The 17,256-nt window shown below is 62.3% G+C and carries 14 protein-coding genes; 11 read left to right on the top strand and 3 right to left on the bottom strand.

Features of this window, described 5'->3' with window-relative positions; translation table 11 throughout:
* Nucleotides 1-27 precede the first annotated feature (27 nt).
* Nucleotides 28-978 (top strand): ABC transporter permease, encoded by a 951-nt coding sequence (locus UP06_RS05090; protein WP_156162782.1) that lies wholly within the window; start codon nucleotides 28-30, stop codon nucleotides 976-978.
* Between the two features lie 490 nt (nucleotides 979-1,468).
* Here the strand turns inward: UP06_RS05090 and UP06_RS05085 are convergent, their stop codons facing one another.
* Together UP06_RS05085 and UP06_RS05080 are read right to left on the bottom strand one after the other, a co-directional pair.
* Nucleotides 1,469-1,888, bottom strand: a complete 420-nt coding sequence (locus tag UP06_RS05085; protein ID WP_045000971.1) for a RidA family protein — start codon at nucleotides 1,886-1,888, stop codon at nucleotides 1,469-1,471.
* A gap of 23 nt (nucleotides 1,889-1,911) precedes the next feature.
* On the bottom strand, nucleotides 1,912-3,132 hold the full coding sequence (locus UP06_RS05080) for an acyl-CoA dehydrogenase family protein (RefSeq protein ID WP_197087123.1): 1,221 nt from the start codon (nucleotides 3,130-3,132) through the stop codon (nucleotides 1,912-1,914).
* Between the two features lie 116 nt (nucleotides 3,133-3,248).
* Between UP06_RS05080 and UP06_RS05075 the strand changes: the two genes are divergently transcribed.
* Entirely contained in the window at nucleotides 3,249-3,908 is a 660-nt protein-coding gene (locus UP06_RS05075; RefSeq protein WP_045000968.1) for a Crp/Fnr family transcriptional regulator, read from the top strand.
* Between the two features lie 7 nt (nucleotides 3,909-3,915).
* Here the strand turns inward: UP06_RS05075 and UP06_RS05070 are convergent, their stop codons facing one another.
* Nucleotides 3,916-4,440, bottom strand: coding sequence for a flavin reductase family protein (locus tag UP06_RS05070; protein WP_045000966.1), 525 nt, complete (start codon nucleotides 4,438-4,440; stop codon nucleotides 3,916-3,918).
* Between the two features lie 178 nt (nucleotides 4,441-4,618).
* Between UP06_RS05070 and UP06_RS05065 the strand changes: the two genes are divergently transcribed.
* The 9 genes from UP06_RS05065 (at nucleotide 4,619) to UP06_RS05025 (ending at nucleotide 17,245) form a co-directional block, all read left to right on the top strand.
* On the top strand, nucleotides 4,619-5,809 hold the full coding sequence (locus tag UP06_RS05065; RefSeq protein WP_045000964.1) for an ABC transporter substrate-binding protein: 1,191 nt from the start codon (nucleotides 4,619-4,621) through the stop codon (nucleotides 5,807-5,809).
* 3 nt (nucleotides 5,810-5,812) lie between these two features.
* Nucleotides 5,813-6,841, top strand: a complete 1,029-nt coding sequence (locus UP06_RS05060) for a branched-chain amino acid ABC transporter permease (RefSeq protein ID WP_045000962.1) — start codon at nucleotides 5,813-5,815, stop codon at nucleotides 6,839-6,841.
* A gap of 2 nt (nucleotides 6,842-6,843) precedes the next feature.
* Nucleotides 6,844-8,637 (top strand): branched-chain amino acid ABC transporter ATP-binding protein/permease, encoded by a 1,794-nt coding sequence (locus UP06_RS05055; protein ID WP_045000960.1) that lies wholly within the window; start codon nucleotides 6,844-6,846, stop codon nucleotides 8,635-8,637.
* A gap of 2 nt (nucleotides 8,638-8,639) precedes the next feature.
* Nucleotides 8,640-9,383, top strand: coding sequence for an ABC transporter ATP-binding protein (locus UP06_RS05050; RefSeq protein ID WP_045000959.1), 744 nt, complete (start codon nucleotides 8,640-8,642; stop codon nucleotides 9,381-9,383).
* Nucleotides 9,384-9,504: 121 nt separating this feature from the next.
* The gene (locus UP06_RS05045; RefSeq protein ID WP_082081237.1) at nucleotides 9,505-11,103 is read left to right on the top strand and encodes a phytoene desaturase family protein; all 1,599 of its coding nucleotides are present in this window, start codon (nucleotides 9,505-9,507) and stop codon (nucleotides 11,101-11,103) included.
* A gap of 1 nt (nucleotide 11,104) precedes the next feature.
* The gene (locus tag UP06_RS05040; RefSeq protein ID WP_045000955.1) at nucleotides 11,105-11,455 is read left to right on the top strand and encodes a cupin domain-containing protein; all 351 of its coding nucleotides are present in this window, start codon (nucleotides 11,105-11,107) and stop codon (nucleotides 11,453-11,455) included.
* 50 nt (nucleotides 11,456-11,505) lie between these two features.
* Nucleotides 11,506-12,903 (top strand): amidase, encoded by a 1,398-nt coding sequence (locus tag UP06_RS05035; RefSeq protein ID WP_045001204.1) that lies wholly within the window; start codon nucleotides 11,506-11,508, stop codon nucleotides 12,901-12,903.
* Nucleotides 12,893-13,717, top strand: coding sequence for an alpha/beta fold hydrolase (locus UP06_RS05030; RefSeq protein ID WP_050031550.1), 825 nt, complete (start codon nucleotides 12,893-12,895; stop codon nucleotides 13,715-13,717). The genes UP06_RS05035 and UP06_RS05030 overlap by 11 nt, the downstream gene beginning before the upstream one ends.
* A 9-nt stretch (nucleotides 13,718-13,726) precedes the next feature.
* On the top strand, nucleotides 13,727-17,245 hold the full coding sequence (locus UP06_RS05025) for an indolepyruvate ferredoxin oxidoreductase family protein (RefSeq protein ID WP_050031549.1): 3,519 nt from the start codon (nucleotides 13,727-13,729) through the stop codon (nucleotides 17,243-17,245).
* The last annotated feature ends 11 nt before the right edge of the window (nucleotides 17,246-17,256 follow it).

Below are 17,256 nucleotides of genomic sequence, written 5' to 3'. Positions count from 1 at the left end.
ATATGGCAAAATCTCCTGCGTATCTCGATGCGCGAGGCGGGCGTCGCGGTCGCGCTGGTGTTGATTGTGCTGTTCTTCTCCGCCACCGCACCCTATTTCGCGACGTCGGGGAACTTCCTGAAGATCTTTGTTCAGATCGCGATCAACACCGTGCTCGCGGCAGGCATGACCTTCGTGATCCTAGCCGGGGGTATCGACTTGTCGGTCGGCTCGGTGCTTGCGCTGTGCACAGTAGTCGGTGCCACGATCATGACCGACGAGCGGCTGTCCGCTGAAATCTCGATCACGCTGGCCTTCTTCGCCTGCCTCGGAACCGGCGCCATTTGCGGCGCCATCAATGGATGGGTATGCGAGAAGTGGAAGCTGCCGTCCTTCATCGTGACGCTTGGCATGCTGAACATCGCCAGCGGCCTTGCCCGCGTCGTGTCCAACAATTCGACCATCACCGGCCTGCCGGAGCCCTTCGTCGAATTCGGCAATATGATCTTCTGGGGTGTGTTCCCATCGATCTTCGTGATCGCGGTTGGCGTGATCCTCATCGGCTGGTTCATCTTGCGCTTCACGGTGTTCGGGCGCTTCATCTTTGCAATCGGTACCAATGAAGAGGCTGTGCGCCTCTCCGGTCACAATCCTCGGACCATCAAGATCGCCACCTTTACGATCTCGGGCCTGACGGCCGGCATCGCTGCCATGGTCTATCTGCTCAGGCTCAATGTCGGCAGCCCGATCGCAGGCATCGGCTATGAGCTCAACGCGATCGCTGCAGTGATCATCGGGGGCACCAGCCTATCCGGCGGCAAGGGGTCGATTATCGGAACCCTGGTCGGCGCCTGCATTCTCCAGGTACTCTCGACGGGCCTCCAGCTTTTGGGTGCAGAAGACAATGTGAAGCCGATCGTTATCGGCGCTGTCATCGTGCTGGCCGTCATCCTGGATACCTATCGCAACAGACTCTTGCGCGGGATGGAGAGCCGCTGATCCCACCTAGCAAGTCACTAAGCCAGGCTACTGAATTCTCAGCTAAGTCAAAGACAAATTCCATGGAGGCAAAAAGCATCCCACATAACATTTGAAGAGAATGTCCGTATTGGTGGTTGCGTGTCCTCAATCTGAACCGGAGCGCTGCCTTCTCACGGTGCTCCAACGTGCGTCGCAGCTAGACTTCTCTCGATGATCCTTCCTTCAGTTAGTTCAGATTGGCCCATGATGAATTGGAGCGGGACATCTCGAAAAGCGAAGCACAATCAGGTCTTAGGCGCGATCTCGATTGGCTGTGCAGTACCAAATGCCGTACCGCTCGCTGACGAGTTCTCGCTGGGGTACAAATCTCGGCTTGCGACGGCGTTTGGCTGATCGTGAGATTGCGCGCTTCGCGGGCGACGTCGATCGAAGGAAAATCATCGGCTGCTTTGAAAGAGCGGTGGGGGCCGCTATGGCCCCGACCTAGTCTGGGAGAAGCGGATAACGTTCAGTTCTTCGCCGCTGCGACCGCTTTGATCTCGATGATTAGACCCGGACGGGCCAGGCCCGCGATGCCCAGAATTGTCCATGTCGGGAACGGCGCCGGCACATACTTCTCCTTGACCTTCATGAAATCGGCCAGATGGTTATTGGTATTCAAGCCGACATGATAGGAAACGAGCTCGACCAGGTCGCTCATCTGGCCACCGGCTTCTTCGAGAACCAGTTTGAGACGTTCGAACGCGTTGACGAACTGCTGCTCGGGCTTTTCGGGCATCGAGCCGTCGGCATTGAGTCCGATTTGACCAGCGACAAAGATGAGGCCTGCGGCTTTCACCGCGGAGGAATACTGAAATTTGTCGAAAATGGTCCCACCGTCTGCAGCGGTGAAGATCGGGCTCTTGGAGGCATAGGTCGTTTTTGTCATGCAAGATCCTTTGGTTACGAATGTTAGAGCCGGGTTCCGGGAGTTAGTTCGAGGCCGAGCAGTAGACGGCCATAGGCTTCGGCGATGGGCTCGGGCTGCAGCAGAAAATGTGAGCTCATGGCGTGGATATCCCTGAAAAGACGCTCGATCCGAGTACCCTCCGGCAGCAGTGAGCCACCCAGCGCGGTGAACAACCGTTGCGCCGAGCTCAGCGCCTGGCGGGAAGCGATCGCGACCTTTGCGCGGCTCAGTCCACGCTCCTCGTGAGTGAGGGGGCCGCCTTGAAGTATCCGGTTTTCGATCGCGGCCGTTTCAGAAATCAGGAAATCGCGGAGAAGGCTCATGGTCGCTGCGCTGCTGCCGGCGTCCACCTGCGCGATCTTGTCGTTGATCTGGGCTTGCTGATTGCCGGAACTGACGCGGCCTCGAATGATCTTGATGCATTCATCGCTGCATGCGTTGGCAACGCCAAGCGTCGGAGCAAGAACCGACATCGCGTTGGCTGTGTTCAAGGGAAACTCGTAAACCGGCTCGGTGTTTGGGCAGGTCGGATGCTTGTTGCCTGCCTGCAGTTCTGCCCAACTCAGGAAGCGATGTGACGGGATAAACGCCTTGCTGAGGGCGATGTTCTTGCTGCCGGTGCCCCGCATGCCCATCACGCGCCAGCTGGTGTGGTCGATCGCGAATTCGGATTGGGGAACGAGGACTACATGAGGGGCCGGTACCTCGCCGGAACCCGGAATGTTGACCAGGAGGCCAAGCCAATCCGAAATGTCCACACCAGACGCATAACGCCATCGGCCGCCCAGGACGATGCCGCCCTCGACCGGTTCGATCTTGATGTCCTGGCCGACGCCGCCCGTCAGCATTGGGACGATCGGCGATACGCCAGGAGCGAAGATCTCCCGTTGGGCATCGGCAGAGAACTTGCCGAGCATGATGATGTTGGCGCTTGTCAGTCCCGCGAGCCAGGCGGACGACGAGCAACCGAATGCAACGTTGAAAGTCGCTTCCCAGGCAAAGCGGGGAGAGACACCAAAGCCGCCGAAGCGCGTAGGGCGCATCAGGTTGAAAAGCCCGGTTTCGAAAAGGCGTTCCGCCACATCGTCCGGTATCCGCCGCGCCTCTTCGACCCGAGCGGCCTGCTCGCTCAGCCACGGTACAAGCTCGGCCGTTCGTTCGAGCACTTTTTCGGCCCCGGCTTCCATCGAAGTGGGGACTGTGGTCCGCTGAGCCAAGCCCATTGCGATTGCCTCCTCTCGCGCTATCATTCGAACGGAGTATCGCGGGGGCGGCAGCTTTGCTGTATCGCCGGATACGTGTTGGTCGTTCCTTTCGAGGAATCAGCGGAGGGGCACGAATGGCGAAGAAGCCCGCCGCGACTTGGCGCATGACGGATGCGCTCGCGGCCAAACTGCAATCGTTCGAAGGGAAAGTGCGGCTGCGTCGATTTGCCGAAGGTGAGCAACTGTATCGGCAGGATGAGGTCAACAGGTGCTTCTACTTCGTGAAATCGGGCCTGGTTCAAGTATCGATCTTCAGACGGGATGGCACTGAATTAGTGCTGGAGAACATGGGGCCGAACGCCCTGTGCGGGGAGGGCGCTGCCTTCGACGGATTGCCCAGGTTCTCGTCGGCAGTCGCCGTCGAGGCGACCGAAGCTCTCGAATTCGATACCGCGCGCCTCGAGGGGCTGATGCGGGAAGATCCTGAATTCGCGCTGGCCTTGCTGAGGTTGACCAGTCTCAAGCAACGGATTCTTGCGCTGCGGCTGGAGCACCTCGTCTCCAACGATCCCGAAGAGCGTATACTCGAACTGCTCAGCCGGTTGAGCAGGATGTTCGCTGTCGATCACGAACGGGGCCGGAAGATCTTGACGCATCTCACTCACGAACAGATCGCGTCGATGACCGGGACCTCACGCGTGACTGTCACACGGACGCTCGGCCGGCTGCGCGACAAGGGGATGCTGTCCGTCGAGGATGGTTACACGATCCTGGCCAAGGATCTCGACGCCTGAAACGATATCAGCCGGTCCACCAGAATTCGTCGATGCGCTCGTATGGATCGATTTCGTTGTAGGGCAGGCGTGCGTACTTGCCGCCGTGGTAGAGCAGCGGCGTCGCCGCGGTAGCGGGGCCAAACATCTCGTCGATGCCGCCTACGAGGATGCGGTGATCGCCTCCAGGATGTTCCGCGAGGAGCCGGCAGCGGAACGTTGCGTTCGCTCCTTCGATCCACGGTATGCATTCGCTTTCCCGCCAACGCCATGTCGGCTCCGGCAGAGGTCGACCGGCGTGATGCATGGAGACGTCCTGTTGGTCCGCCGATAGTACATTGACGGAGAACGCCCCGACTGCGGCGATCCTCTTTGCCGTCGCGCTGGTCAGCGATGCACAAAACAGCAGCAGTGGCGGATCGAGGCTCACCGGAGTGAGCGAGTTCACTGTCATGCCAATGGGTCCCGCTTCGCCCGCGACCGCGATCAAAGTCACACCGGTGGTCAGTCTGCGGAATAATGTCCGAAAATCCTGAGCAGTGCATCCGTTCATGCCGCGGCTCTCCCTCTATTGGTCTGTTCAGTAGATCGGGATCTAACGCTCCGAAGCCGGCGCCGGCTGTATCCAGCAGCACAAAATCGCGGATGTATCCGCAGATACAGCACCCGCGGCGCGGCGGTGCCACGATCTCGTCGGCAATGGCAACAGTGAGGGATACATGAGAACGACCATGAAGCGCGGGTTCATCGCACCCGGCGTGTCGGCGTTACTGGCCGCTGTATCCATATCGAGCGCGGCGATGGCGCAGGACAAGCCCGAACTGCGCATCGCCGCGATCATCGCCGTGACGGGGCCTGCGTCGGTGCTCGGTGCACCGGAGCGCAACGCGGTCGAGCTGTTCGACAAGACTTGGTCGAGCCGGACCGATCTGCCTTTCAAGATCAGGGTCATTTCATACGACGACGGTTCCGATCCCACCAAGTCGGTCAGCCTCACGCGCAAGGCGATCGAAGAGGACAAGGCGCACGTCGTCGTCTGCTGCACGACCACGCCGGGCTCCATGGCCATCATCGACACCGTAAGCGCCGCCAAGGTCACGATGATCTCCATGGCTTCGTCGCTGTCTATCGTCGAGCCGGCGAGCGCGCGGCCGTTCACCTTCAAGACGCCGACGTCGGACAAGCTGATGCTCCAGCGCACGCTGGACTACATGAAGCGTCAAGGCATCAAGAAGATCGGATTCTTCGGTCTGGAGGATGCCTACGGCGAGGGCGGACTGAAGGAGCTTCAGAACGTTGCCAAGGATACCGGCGTCGAGCTGGTCGCGACCGAGCGCTTTGCACGTCAAGACACCAACTTCACGCCCCAGGCGCTGCGCCTGAAACAGGCTGGGCTGGACGCGGCATATATCCACGCCATTCCGCCGTCGGCCGACCTCGCCCATGAGGCGTTGAAGCGGGTCGGTTACACAGGGCCGATCTATCATGGGGGCGGTTCGTCGATCAATGCGTTCGTCGACATCGGCAAGGCCAACGTCGAAGGTGCGATCGTCGGCGTCGGCGCGCTGAACGTCTACGATCAGATCAAGAAAGACAATCCACTTCGCCCGGTGCTCGCGAAGTTCGCCGAGCTGTACGACGGCGCTTACGGGAAGGGGAAGGTGGACCTCTTCGCCGGCCAGTCCTGGGACGCGATGATGCTGGCCGTCGACGCCTATCAGCGCGCGACCGCTTCCGGAGCGAAGGTCGACGATCTCGCTGCGACGCGCGTCGCGATCAAGGACGCCATGGAGCACACCAAGGAATGGCCTGGCGTGAACGGTATCTTCAACATCACGCCGACCGACCATCTGGGTCTCGACAAGCGCTCGACCTTCCTTTCGCAAATCAAGGGCGGCAAGTTCGTCCTGATCGAGGAATGACCGTTGCTTGACACGCTGCTCTTTCTGGTCGCGGACGGCATCACGAACGGCGCCGTCTACGGGCTCCTCGCACTCAGCCTCATCGTGATCTACACGGTGACGCGCGTGGTCAACATTGCGCAAGGCGAGTACGTGACGCTGGGAGCGCTCTCTTTCGCGAGTGCGCTGTCGGGTACGTTCAGCGTGCTGAGCGCACTCGTGGCCGCCGGCCTGGCCGCGTTCGCGCTGAGGGACGTCGCTGAACGGCGTCTGACAGGCACAATGAGGATGCGCATCGTCCTTTCGCGGGCGCTGTGGATCCTCATCGTGCTCGCGACAGCGTGGCTCGCCAATCTCCTGCCGGGATCCTATTGGCTCGCAGTTCTCGCATCGCTTGTGGCGACCGCTTCGCTTGGCACGCTGATTTATCGTCTGACGGTGGAGCCGGTTTCCGACGCCTCGCCGATCGTGCTGCTGATCGTCAGCGTCGGCGTTTACATGGTGCTTCACGGGACGGCGGTGGTGATCTGGGGCGCGGAACCGAGGTCCGTTCCCCCGGTGGTCGACGGGGGCGTTGAACTCGGGCCCGTCTTCGTCACCTATCAGAGCCTATGGATCTGCGCGTCGTCGTTGGTCGCGATGATCGCGCTCTATCTCTTCTCCGAGAGGACGTTGACCGGCCAGGCTCTGCAGGCCACGGCCGTCAACCGGACCGGTGCGCAGCTTTGCGGCATCCCGGTCAGCATCGCTGGCCAGTTGAGTTTCGCCATCGGCGCCGGTTTCAGCGCGCTGTCGGGCCTCCTGTTGGCGCCACTCATCACGGCGAACTACGACATGGGTCTTCCGATCGGCCTGAAGGGCTTCGTTGCCGCAGCTCTTGGCGGAATCGTTGAATATCCGACCGCGCTGGTCGGCGTCCTGCTGGTGGGACTCACCGAGTCCTTTTCCGCGTACCAGGTCAGTGCGTACCGCGACGTCGTCGTCTACCTGATGGTGATACCGATCCTGCTCTGGCGGAACGCGGTGCGCCCTCCCGAAACGCATGGGCATTGAGCATGTCGTTCCCGTCCAAGGCGCGATGTTCATGGCGTACGCCCAATATCGCGTCGGTTGCGGTCGCTCTCGGGCTGTTCGTCGTTGCTTCGTTGATCGCTGTGTCCAGTCCTCAGTACAACGTCACTCTTCTGGTGACGGTGGGACTCTCGGCCGTAGCCGCGATGGGCCTGACTCTCCTGCTGATCTCGGGGCAGGTCTCGCTGGGGCAGGCGGCGTTCATGGCCGTCGGCGCCTACGTTTCCGCGATACTCGCCCGCGATCACGGCTTCCCCGCGACCTTGGCGCTGCTCGCCGGCGTTGCCGCGTCCGCAGTCTGCGGAGCGATCGTGGGTGGGATCACCCTGAGACTGAAGGGACACTTCCTGCCGCTCGCGACGCTCGCGATGGGCATGGCCTGCAGCGCCGCGATCGTGGCCGCCGGTCCCGTGACGGGCGGTGCCTCGGGACTCGGCCAGATCCCCCCGTTGTCGATTGGTCGTTTCGAACTGGTGGACGATCGCGCGTTTGCGATCGTGGTCTGGTCGATCGTGGCGGTTGCCGCCGGGGGATTCTCGCGGCTACTCAACACCCGGACCGGCCGTGCCATCGCGGCGTTGAAGACTGACATCGAGATGGCGGAAGTGTTCGGCGTGAACGCCACGCGCCTACGGCTTCTGGTGTTCGTCGTGGCGGCCACCTTGGCGGGTTTGTCCGGAGGGCTTTACGCCTTCTACTTCAAGTTCATCAGCCCGGCGCCCTTCGGCCTGACCTCGAGCATCAATCTTCTGATCGCATGCATCTTCGGCGGCATGTCGCACCCATTCGGCGCCGTGCTCGGCGCGTCCGCCGTCGCCGGACTCGAAATGTTCCTGCAGAACACTGTCGCACGCATGCTTGGACTTTCCGGGAACGTCGAGATGATCGTGTTCGGCGTCGTGCTGATCGGAGTCCTGCTGAGATGGCCGGGCGGCATCTGGTCCGCGCTGCATCGTGTCTGGCCGGTATTTTCGACGTCCAGGCCCGCTCGCAACATTGAACTCACGCCGTCCAAGCGAGGGGCGGACGGCAACGATCTCCTGTCAATCAACGGAATAGGGAAGAAGTTCGGTGGCCTGACGGCGTTGCGCGACGTGTCGTTCTCTGTCGGCGCTGATCAGATCGTCGGTCTCATCGGCCCCAACGGTGCGGGCAAATCCACGACGTTCAACATCGCGACGGGTCTGACCGCACCGTCCGAGGGAACCGTGCTTGTCATGGGAGCGCCGCCGCCGTCACGGGTTTCCGATCTCGTCCAACGCGGCGTGTCCCGCACCTTCCAGCACGTGCGTATCGTTCCGGAACGGACGGTTCTCGAGAACGTCGCGTTCGGCGCCTATGCGCAGGGGCGGTCCGGCATGATCGCCGGCATGTTCGGCCTGGACCAGGCCGAGGAGGCTGCGACCTTCGCGAAGGCTTGGCGCGCGCTCGAGATCGTCGAACTGGACGGACTTGCCCATGAACCCGCTGCGCGGCTGGCGATGGGGCAGGCCAGGCTGGTGGAAGTCGCACGCGCGCTGATCAGCCGGCCGCGACTGCTTCTGCTGGACGAGCCCGCCGCCGGCCTGCGTACGGGCGAAAAGCTCAAGCTCGTTACCTTGCTCCATCGTCTCAAGCGGGCAGGCATGTCGGTCCTGCTCGTCGAACACGACATGGACCTGGTCATGAATTGCGTCGATAAGGTCGTCGTTCTTGACCGTGGGCAGGGTCTGATGACCGGTCATCCGGAAGAAGTCCGCCGGGACCAGCGCGTCATCGCTGCCTATCTGGGGGCGTGATCATGCCGGACCTGCGCATCAGCGGATTGAACGTGGGATATGGTCGAGCGACCGTGATCGAATCTCTCGATCTCGACGTCAAGCCCGGCGAGCTGGTGACGGTCCTCGGCGCCAATGGTGCCGGCAAGTCGACCCTTCTAAACGGCATTATGGGCCTCTGCCCGCCGCGGGCGGGATCGGTTAAGCTCGACGGCGTGGACCTTGCCGGCCTTCGTCCGGAGCAACTGGTTGCCCGCGGTGTGGTCCTCGTTCCGGAGCGGCGCGAGCTTTTCGGCAATCTCCCCGTGGAGGTCAATCTTCGGCTCGGCGGCTATCGGACCGGTGCGCCGGCGCAGTCGCTGGACAGGATTTACGGGCTGTTTCCGATCCTGGCCGAGCGCCGTCGCCAGAAAGCCGCGACGCTGTCGGGAGGCGAGCAGCAAATGCTCGCGATCGGCAGGGCCTTGATGGCTGAGCCACGCCTGCTGATGCTCGACGAGCCGTCGATCGGTCTGGCCCCGTTGGTCGTTCAGGAAATATTGCGCGTCATCGGGCAACTCAAGTCCGAAGGGCTGACGATCATCCTGGTCGAACAGAACGCGCGCCTCGCGCTCTCGGTGGCGGACCGCGGCTACGTTCTCGAGGTTGGCCGCATCGTGCTCGAAGGCTCGAGTGCCGAGCTTTCGGCGGACCCACGCCTGAGTCAGGCTTATCTCGGAGGCGCGGGGGATTACGCTGCCGCTCGAGATCAAGTCTACGTCGATTGAGAGAGCAGTCACCCAGACCGCGTTCAATGAACTACGACTGGTATCGCGGGATACTTATTTTCATAACCCAGACCTCTATTGTTTGCCCAACGTTTTTGGCTGTGCGGCATGGGGTCGAGCTATGACGACGTACGATGGAATAATCATTGGGGCCGGTCACAACGGCTTGATCACGCAAGCCTACCTGGCGAGGGCTGGTCTCAAGGTGATCTCGCTCGATGCCGGTCCGGTTGCGGGGGGCGGCCTGTCGACCGTCGAAGACGAAAAGCATCCCGGCTTCTTTCATAACCTGCATTCCTACTTTCACCGTGGCATTACCAGCATGCCATGGTTCTCCGACCTCGAGCTTGTGCGCTACGGCGTAGAGTATCTCGAAAACGATCTGTACGTATCGGTCCTGCAGCGGGACGGGAATGTGCTGCAGTGGTGGAACGACTTCGAGCAGACTTATCGATCGTTTGCCGCGATCGATCGGGACGATGCCGACCGCCTGCGCTACTGGCGCGATCGGTTCATCCCGATTACCCGCGATATCATTCGTCCCGAGGCGGCGGCACCGCCAGAACCGGCGGCGGTGCGTCGCGATCGGTTGCAGAAGTCCGAAGATGGGCGTCTGTTGTTGCAAGTCAGCGAGCTCAGTCCGTACGAATTCGTCTCGCAGGAATTCAATCACCCGGCAATCAAGGGAGCGCTGCTTTTCATTAACGGGATGCGTGAGGTTGACCTGCGTGCCAAGGGCTTCGGGCACCACCTGCCGTCGTTGTTTGCGTCATCGGCACAGGTCCAGACTTGTCGAGGTGGCGCTGCGTCGCTGGCGCGCGCCCTGGTCCGTTCGATCGAGGCTGCGGGTGGAACCGTGCGCACCAACGCGCCGGTCAGGCGCATCCTTTCCGCAGAAGGACGCGCAACCGGCGTCGAGCTTCAGAACGGCGAAGTGCTGAAAGCAAGCCAGTTCGTCGTGTCGAGTGTCAATCCGCACATCACCTTTCTCGATCTGATGGAGCGGTCGGAACTACCTGCGGGATGGGCACGGAAAGCCGAGGGCTTCGAATACAATACGCTGGGGCCGCTGTTTACGCTCCACCTCAATCTCAAGGAAGCGCCGATCTACAAGGCTGCGGATCGCTATCCCGAAGTCCAGAAGTCGCTGATGGTGATCATGGGCATCGATAAAATCGACACCTTCCTCGAACTCGTTCGCAGTCACGACGAAAAGACAATCGGACCGCCGGTGCTATGGGGCGGAACGCCCACCGCGATCGATCCGTCTCAGGCGCCTGCCGGCTATCACACCGCGTTCATGTGGGAAAAGACTCCTTACGCGCTGCGAGGAAACTCCCGGAACTGGATCGACGAGAGGCCGAAGCATGCCCAGCGCATGCTCGACCTCTGGTGCGAGTACGCTCCCAATCTACGCTCGGCGACGATCGATAGCTTCGCTCAGAGTCCTCACGAGACCGCAATTGATCACCCCAACATGCGCGAGGCGGACTTGCTGATCGGCGCATTCAGAAATGGACAAGTCGGAGCCGGTCGACCTTTCGCCGGTGCAGAAGATTATCGCACTTTCCTGAGTGGTCTCTATCTGTGCGGCTCTTCCTCGCACCCAGGCGGCAACATTACCGGCTTGCCGGGATACAACGCTGCGAAGGTCATCATGGGCGACCAGTTCGCGCGGCAAAGCAGTGAAACGAACCACGCTATGATCGTTGTGAGGTGAGATGAATCGTCTTGTTGCATTCCGCGACCGCCAGGTCGAGCCCGCTATCAACACGCCTTTCTTTGCCGAGTTGTTGTCGGGCAACCCGACGACAAGAGCGTGGAGGATCGCGACTGCTGATGATGGTCAGGTTTCTTCGGGTTTCTGGTCGGCTACCCCAGCCAAGTGGCGAATGGACTACAAGGTTTGGGAGTTCTGCCAGATACTGGAAGGGACTTGCGTGATCACGCCGGATGGCGACGCCCCCCAAGAGTTCGGCCCAGGCGACACGTTCGTATGCGAGCCTGGACTTTGTGGAACATGGGAAGTGACCTCGCCTCTAAGGAAGGCCTTCGTAATAAGAAGAATCTAGCTGCTCGCAGCACAGGTAATGCGGCGATGACGCTGCATGGGATCAAGTCTATGTCGATTGACGGAGAAGCCTTGCGGCTTCACGAGCGCTACAAGCGGGGTGACGTTTCGCCGGTGGACGTCGTGCGGGCGCAGCTCGATGCGATTGGCCGTTTGAATCCAGGCGTCAACGCCTTCGTTCTGGTGGACGACTCCGTCGCTTTGGAAATGGCGCGAGCGTCGGAAGCGCGATATCGCAAAGGCGAGGCGCTCGGTCCGCTGGATGGCATCCCGATCACCATCAAGGATACGCTCAACGTCGCCGGCTGGCCGACGCGGAGGGGATCGCGTACGACGTCGAATGCGGCCGCGCCGAGGGACGCCGTTGCCATCGCGCGCCTCCGCGCTGGTGGCGCCGTCTTCATGGGCAAGACCACGACGCCCGAATTTGCCTGGAAGGGGCTGACCGAAAGTCCGCTCAACGGCGTGACCTTGAATCCGCTGGATCAAACTCGTCACGCGGGCGGCAGCAGCGGCGGTGCCGCGGCAGCGACGGCCCTGGGGCTCGGCGTCGTGGGAATCGGCACCGACGCTGCGGGATCGGTTCGTATTCCCGCGGCGTTCTGCGGCGTGGTCGGATACAAGCCGACTTTCGGCACGATACCATTGGATCCCTATCCAGCTGCGTTCTGGCAGCTTCCGCATATAGGGCCGATCACGCGGAGCGTGGCAGACGCCGCGCTCGCCGCCTCCGTGATGAGCGGCGCGGCCGGCGCAGATTGGACGTCGCTCACTCGGGCTTCGCTCAACGAACGTCTGTCAGAGCAACAGCGGCCGTCGAAGGTCCGGATCGGGGTGCCGGCTGGACTGGCGGGCCACCTCGATCCCGTCGTGAAAACGGCCTGGGAGGATGCGCTTTCTGTCATCGCCGAGGTGTCATCGATCACGACCGTGGAAGTTCCGATCGAGGAGTCCAGAGACATTGTCGGCGCGCTTTATCGTCTCGGCTGCAGCCATGCGGTATCACAAGTTCCCGCAGAGAAACGTGCCGGCCTCCACGATGCTCTGCTTGAGTTCATTGAACCGGTGCAGGGCCTGGCGGCGGCCGAATTGCTCAGACTGCAACGGTGTCGCGAGGAGATCGCGAGCCGAACGGCCATGCTGCTGACCAGCGACATCGACGTCTTGCTGACGCCGACCACGCCGTGCCTGCCGCCACACACGGACGCGCCGTCGGCCGCAGCGGTCGACTGGCTTGAGTGGTGCCCGTTCACGCCGCTGTTCAATCTTTCGCATGGTCCCGCCGTTTCGGTGCCTTGGCACGGCGAAATGGGCGCGCTCTCCATCGGGCTGCAGGTCGGGGCCGCCCCCGGACGGGATGGCGTGGCCATCGCGGTGGCAGCGATGATCGAGACGCTCAACGATCGCAGGCATCCGGCGCGATCAAGGGCTTTCGTTCATGCCGGTTGATCGAGCGACGCGACATGTGCTGGACGTCGGTTGTCTGGTCGCGGGCAGATCGGCCGATATTTCGTTTCTGAGGGCAGGACGAGGAGAGCCAGTTCTCCTGCTGCACGGCTTCGCTTCTGACGCGAACGACGATTGGGTCGAGACCGGATGGTTCGATGCCCTCGTTGCCGCGGGATTCGACGTGGTCACTCCTGATCTGCGAGGACACGGCGAGAGCGTGAAATCGCGCGATCCCGCCGACTACCGGCTGAAGGCGTTCGCCGGCGATGTTGCCGCGCTGCGCGACCACTGCTGGGGAGATCGTCGGTTCAGCCTGATCGGCTATTCGATGGGGGCGCACATCGCGATGTCTGTGACACTTGCGTCTGCCGATCGCGTCGCGAGCCTGGTGCTGGGTGGCATGGGCGATCGGATCGCAGCGACCGTCGGGCTCGCACCGGAATTCGCCGACGCTCTCGACGAGCAGGATGGTCGGTCGGAGGATCGACGGGAACCTCCGTCCTACGCCGTTCGCTTCAGGCAGCATGCGGCGTCACGGCCGTTCAACGACCTCGCAGTTCTCGCCGCGTGCTTGCGCGGGCAGTCCGGCGTTTTTGATCTTGGACGTCTGTCGGCTGTGACTGCGCCCACATTGGTCATCGTGGGCGAGCAGGACAGATTGGCCGGTGCCCCGTATCCCGTGGCGGCGCTTTTTCCCGGGGGAGTCGGGCAGACCGTGCCGGGCGTCAATCACGCCTCTGCGCTTGCCGACCAAAACTTTCGCGAGCGAGCGGTGGCGCATCTCGCACGCGACGCTGCGGCGATCATCACATAGAGAGTTGAAATGACGGCCACGGAATCGCAGACTTACGACGCCCTGCGCAAAGTATCGCTCGCCGACAAGTTCGACCTCGCAAGCGGTACGATCTTCATCACCGGAAAGCAGGCCTTGTCGAGGGTGCCACTGCTGCAACGGGAGCTGGACGACAGGCGTGGCTTGCGCACAGCAGGCTACATCTCGGGCTATAGAGGCTCTCCACTCGGTACCATCGACAACGAGCTCCTCAAGATCGCCGACCGGTTGAAGGCTGCCGACATCGTCTTCGAGCCGGGGCTGAACGAAGATCTGGCGATGACCGCCGTGTGGGGCAGCCAGCAGCTCGACTTCGTGCCCGGGCGTCGTGTCGATGGCGTGTTCGGCATGTGGTACGGCAAGGGCCCCGGTGTCGATCGATCCGGTGATGCGATCAAGCACGCCAATATGTCGGGTACCCACCCCAACGGGGGCGTACTGCTGGTGTTCGGCGACGACCATGCCGGCAAGTCGTCCTCTCTGGCGCACCAGAGCGATCTCGCGCTTGCCGCTCACGAAGTTCCGATCCTCTACCCGTCAGATGTGCACGACATCTTCAGGTTCGGCCTTGCGGGCTTTGCGATGTCGCGGGAATGCGGACTTCTCGCAGGGCTGAAGCTCGTCAACGAGACGGCCGACTGCACCCAGGCCGTGGAGTTTTCACTCGACGAACTGGCGCCCGCTCTCGAAGAGAAGCCGGTGGCCCGCAACGACGTCAGCATTCGTGTGGAGATGTTGGCGGTGACCGCGCAGGACCAGAGGATGGTCCGGAACAAGCTCCCGCGCGTGCACACGTTCACGCGACGGAACGGGATCGATCGTGTCGCTTTCGGAGCGGAGCGGCCTTCTTATCTGGGCATTGTGACGGCCGGCAAGGCGTTTCAGGACGTCATCGATGGACTGCGGCTTGCCGGTATCGATGACGTCGTCGCGCGACGGCTGGGGATCGGGGTTCTGAAAGTGGGGCTGATCTATCCGCTTGATCCGGAGCCTTTAAATGCGTTCGCGCGGGACGCTGCGGAACTTCTCTTTGTCGAGGAGAAGCGCCCGCACATGGAGCTCCAGGCGGCCGCGCTCATGTACCATTGGACCCGGCGGCCGAATATTTCGGGGAAGCGGACCCCGGATGGCGAGGCGCTGCTCCCGGCGGACGAACCATTGGATGCGGCCACCGTCGCGTTGGCCATCGGCCGTCGTGTCCTTGCCGTCGTTCGCGCCGATCTCGTGGAAGCTGCTGTGCTGCGCGCGGCGATCGAGAGGCTTTCCGGACGCGTTGCCTCATTTAAACAGATCGACGTCGGGCCGCTTGCGCGCCGTCCTGTCTTCTGTTCGGGCTGCCCGCACAATCGGTCGACAAAGTTGCCGGACGGTTCGTTTGGCGTCGCCGGGATCGGCTGCCACGGCCTGGTGCAGTTCATGGACCGCAATCCGTTGCCTTGCACCCACATGGGGGCGGAAGGGGTGAACTGGATCGGGCTGTCGCATTTCACAGATACGAAGCACGTATTCGTGAATCTCGGTGACGGCACGTTCTCGCATTCAGGGTCGCTGGCGATCCGCGCGGCAGCCGCTTCCAACGCCAACGCGACCTTCAAGATACTTGTCAACGACGTGGTTGCGATGACAGGCGGTCAGGCCGTCGAGAGCGGTCTGTCGGTCGAAGCCATCGTGCGACAGGTCCTCCTGGAGGGAGTAAAGCGCGTCGTGGTCGTGGCCGAAGACCCGGATGCAGTGCGATCCGGGCGATCGATGCCGGCCGGGGTTGCGGTCCTTCACCGCGCGCTCATGGAGAACGTGCAGCGCGAACTGCGCGAAATTCCCGGAACGACCGTGATCGTCTATGTGCAGATCTGCGCGACCGAGAAGCGCAAGAGGCGTAAGCGAGGCGCGGTCCCCGCCGCTTCGAAGCGCGTCGTCATCAATCCTGCGGTCTGTGAGGGATGCGGTGATTGCTCCCGGGCCTCGAACTGCATGTCGGTACAGCCGCTGGAAACGGAATTCGGCCGCAAGCGTCGCATCGACCAGGCGAGCTGCAACAGCGACATGTCCTGCATCGAAGGATTCTGTCCGTCGTTCGTGACCATCGAAGGCGGCAGCCTCACGAAGCCTGAGCCCCTCGATCTCGACGCGATAGTCGCAGGTCTGCCGAGGCCGGAAGCTGTCGACCTCGGCGATGGTGCATTCGGCATGCTGCTGGCCGGCATCGGCGGGACTGGCGTGGTGACGGCCTCCGCGATCGTCGGCATGGCGGCGCATCTGGAGGGCCGGGGCGTCGGCATCTACGATATGACCGGCCTCGCTCAGAAGGGCGGGGCGGTCTACAGCCATCTCCGGATTCTGCCCACGCCGCAGAGCGTGGCGCCGCTTCGCCTCGGGCTGGAGGATGCCGGCCTCCTGATCGCATCCGACGTCGTCGCGGCTACCCAACTCGAAGCGTTGAAGACGGTCGGACCTTCGACCGCGGTCCTCGTCGACGATCAGGTGACGGCGACGCAGACGTTCCATGAGAACGGCAATATCGATCTCGACGCCGAACGTCTCGTCCGTCGCCTCCAGCGGCGAGCCGGGCGGCAGCCGGCTCGGGTACCGGCGAACGAACTGGCCCGGCGCGCGTTCGGTGATCCCGTCTCTGCCAACATGATCATGCTGGGATACGCGTTGCAGATGGGTGCGCTGCCGCTGTCGCCGGAGGCGATGGAGCAGGCGATCCGGTTGAACGGCGCGGATGTCGCCGGCACGCTGCGGGCCTTCCGCCTTGGAAGATTTTACTTCGCGGATCCCGACGCGGCGGAGAGCCTGCTGGCTCCCGACGAGCCGGTGACGACAATGGCGCCCAAGCCGGTCGACACGCTGCAGCAGCGCATCGTCGTACGCGTCGACGCATTACGAGCTTACCAGGACGCCGCTTATGCCGAACGTTTTCGGCGCCTGGTCGAACGCGTGCGGAATGCGGAAGACAAGGTGGCCGCGGGCTCGACCGGGCTAACCGAGGCGGTGGCCAGGAACGCCTTCAGGCTGATGGCTTACAAGGACGAGTACGAAGTCGCGCGGCTACTGACTGATTCATCATTCTGGGACGGCGTGCGGCGCCGGTTCGACGGCGGCGCGCTCAAGCTGCACCTGGCCCCGCCGATCCTCTTTGGCCGTGATCCGGCCAACGGACGGCCGCGCAAGAGGGCGTTTTCGGCGAGGTATCTGTTGCCGATGTTGCGTTTGCTGGCGCGAGGAAGAATCCTGCGCGGCTCTGTGCTGGATCCATTCGGCTGGATGCGCGAACGCCGCGTGGAGCGGGTGTTGCGCGATCGGTACTTCGCCTTGGTAGACGAAATCGTGGACCGTCTCGACGGCGCGAACCTCGAAGCGGCCGTGGCTCTGGCTTCTTATCCGGACGAGATTCGAGGCTACGGCCCCGTGAAAGATGAATCGGTGAAACGAACGGAGGCCAGCGTCGAGACGTTGCGCGCGCAGTTCATTAAGGGCTCGTCCGATGGCCTGACCAACGCTGCCTAGAGGTAACGGCG

Origin of the sequence: Bradyrhizobium sp. LTSP857 (assembly GCF_000938285.1) — a bacterium.
Classification (GTDB): domain Bacteria; phylum Pseudomonadota; class Alphaproteobacteria; order Rhizobiales; family Xanthobacteraceae; genus Bradyrhizobium.
The sequence above is the reverse complement of the archived record's forward strand: the minus strand, read 5'-3'. Positions and strand labels throughout refer to the sequence as shown.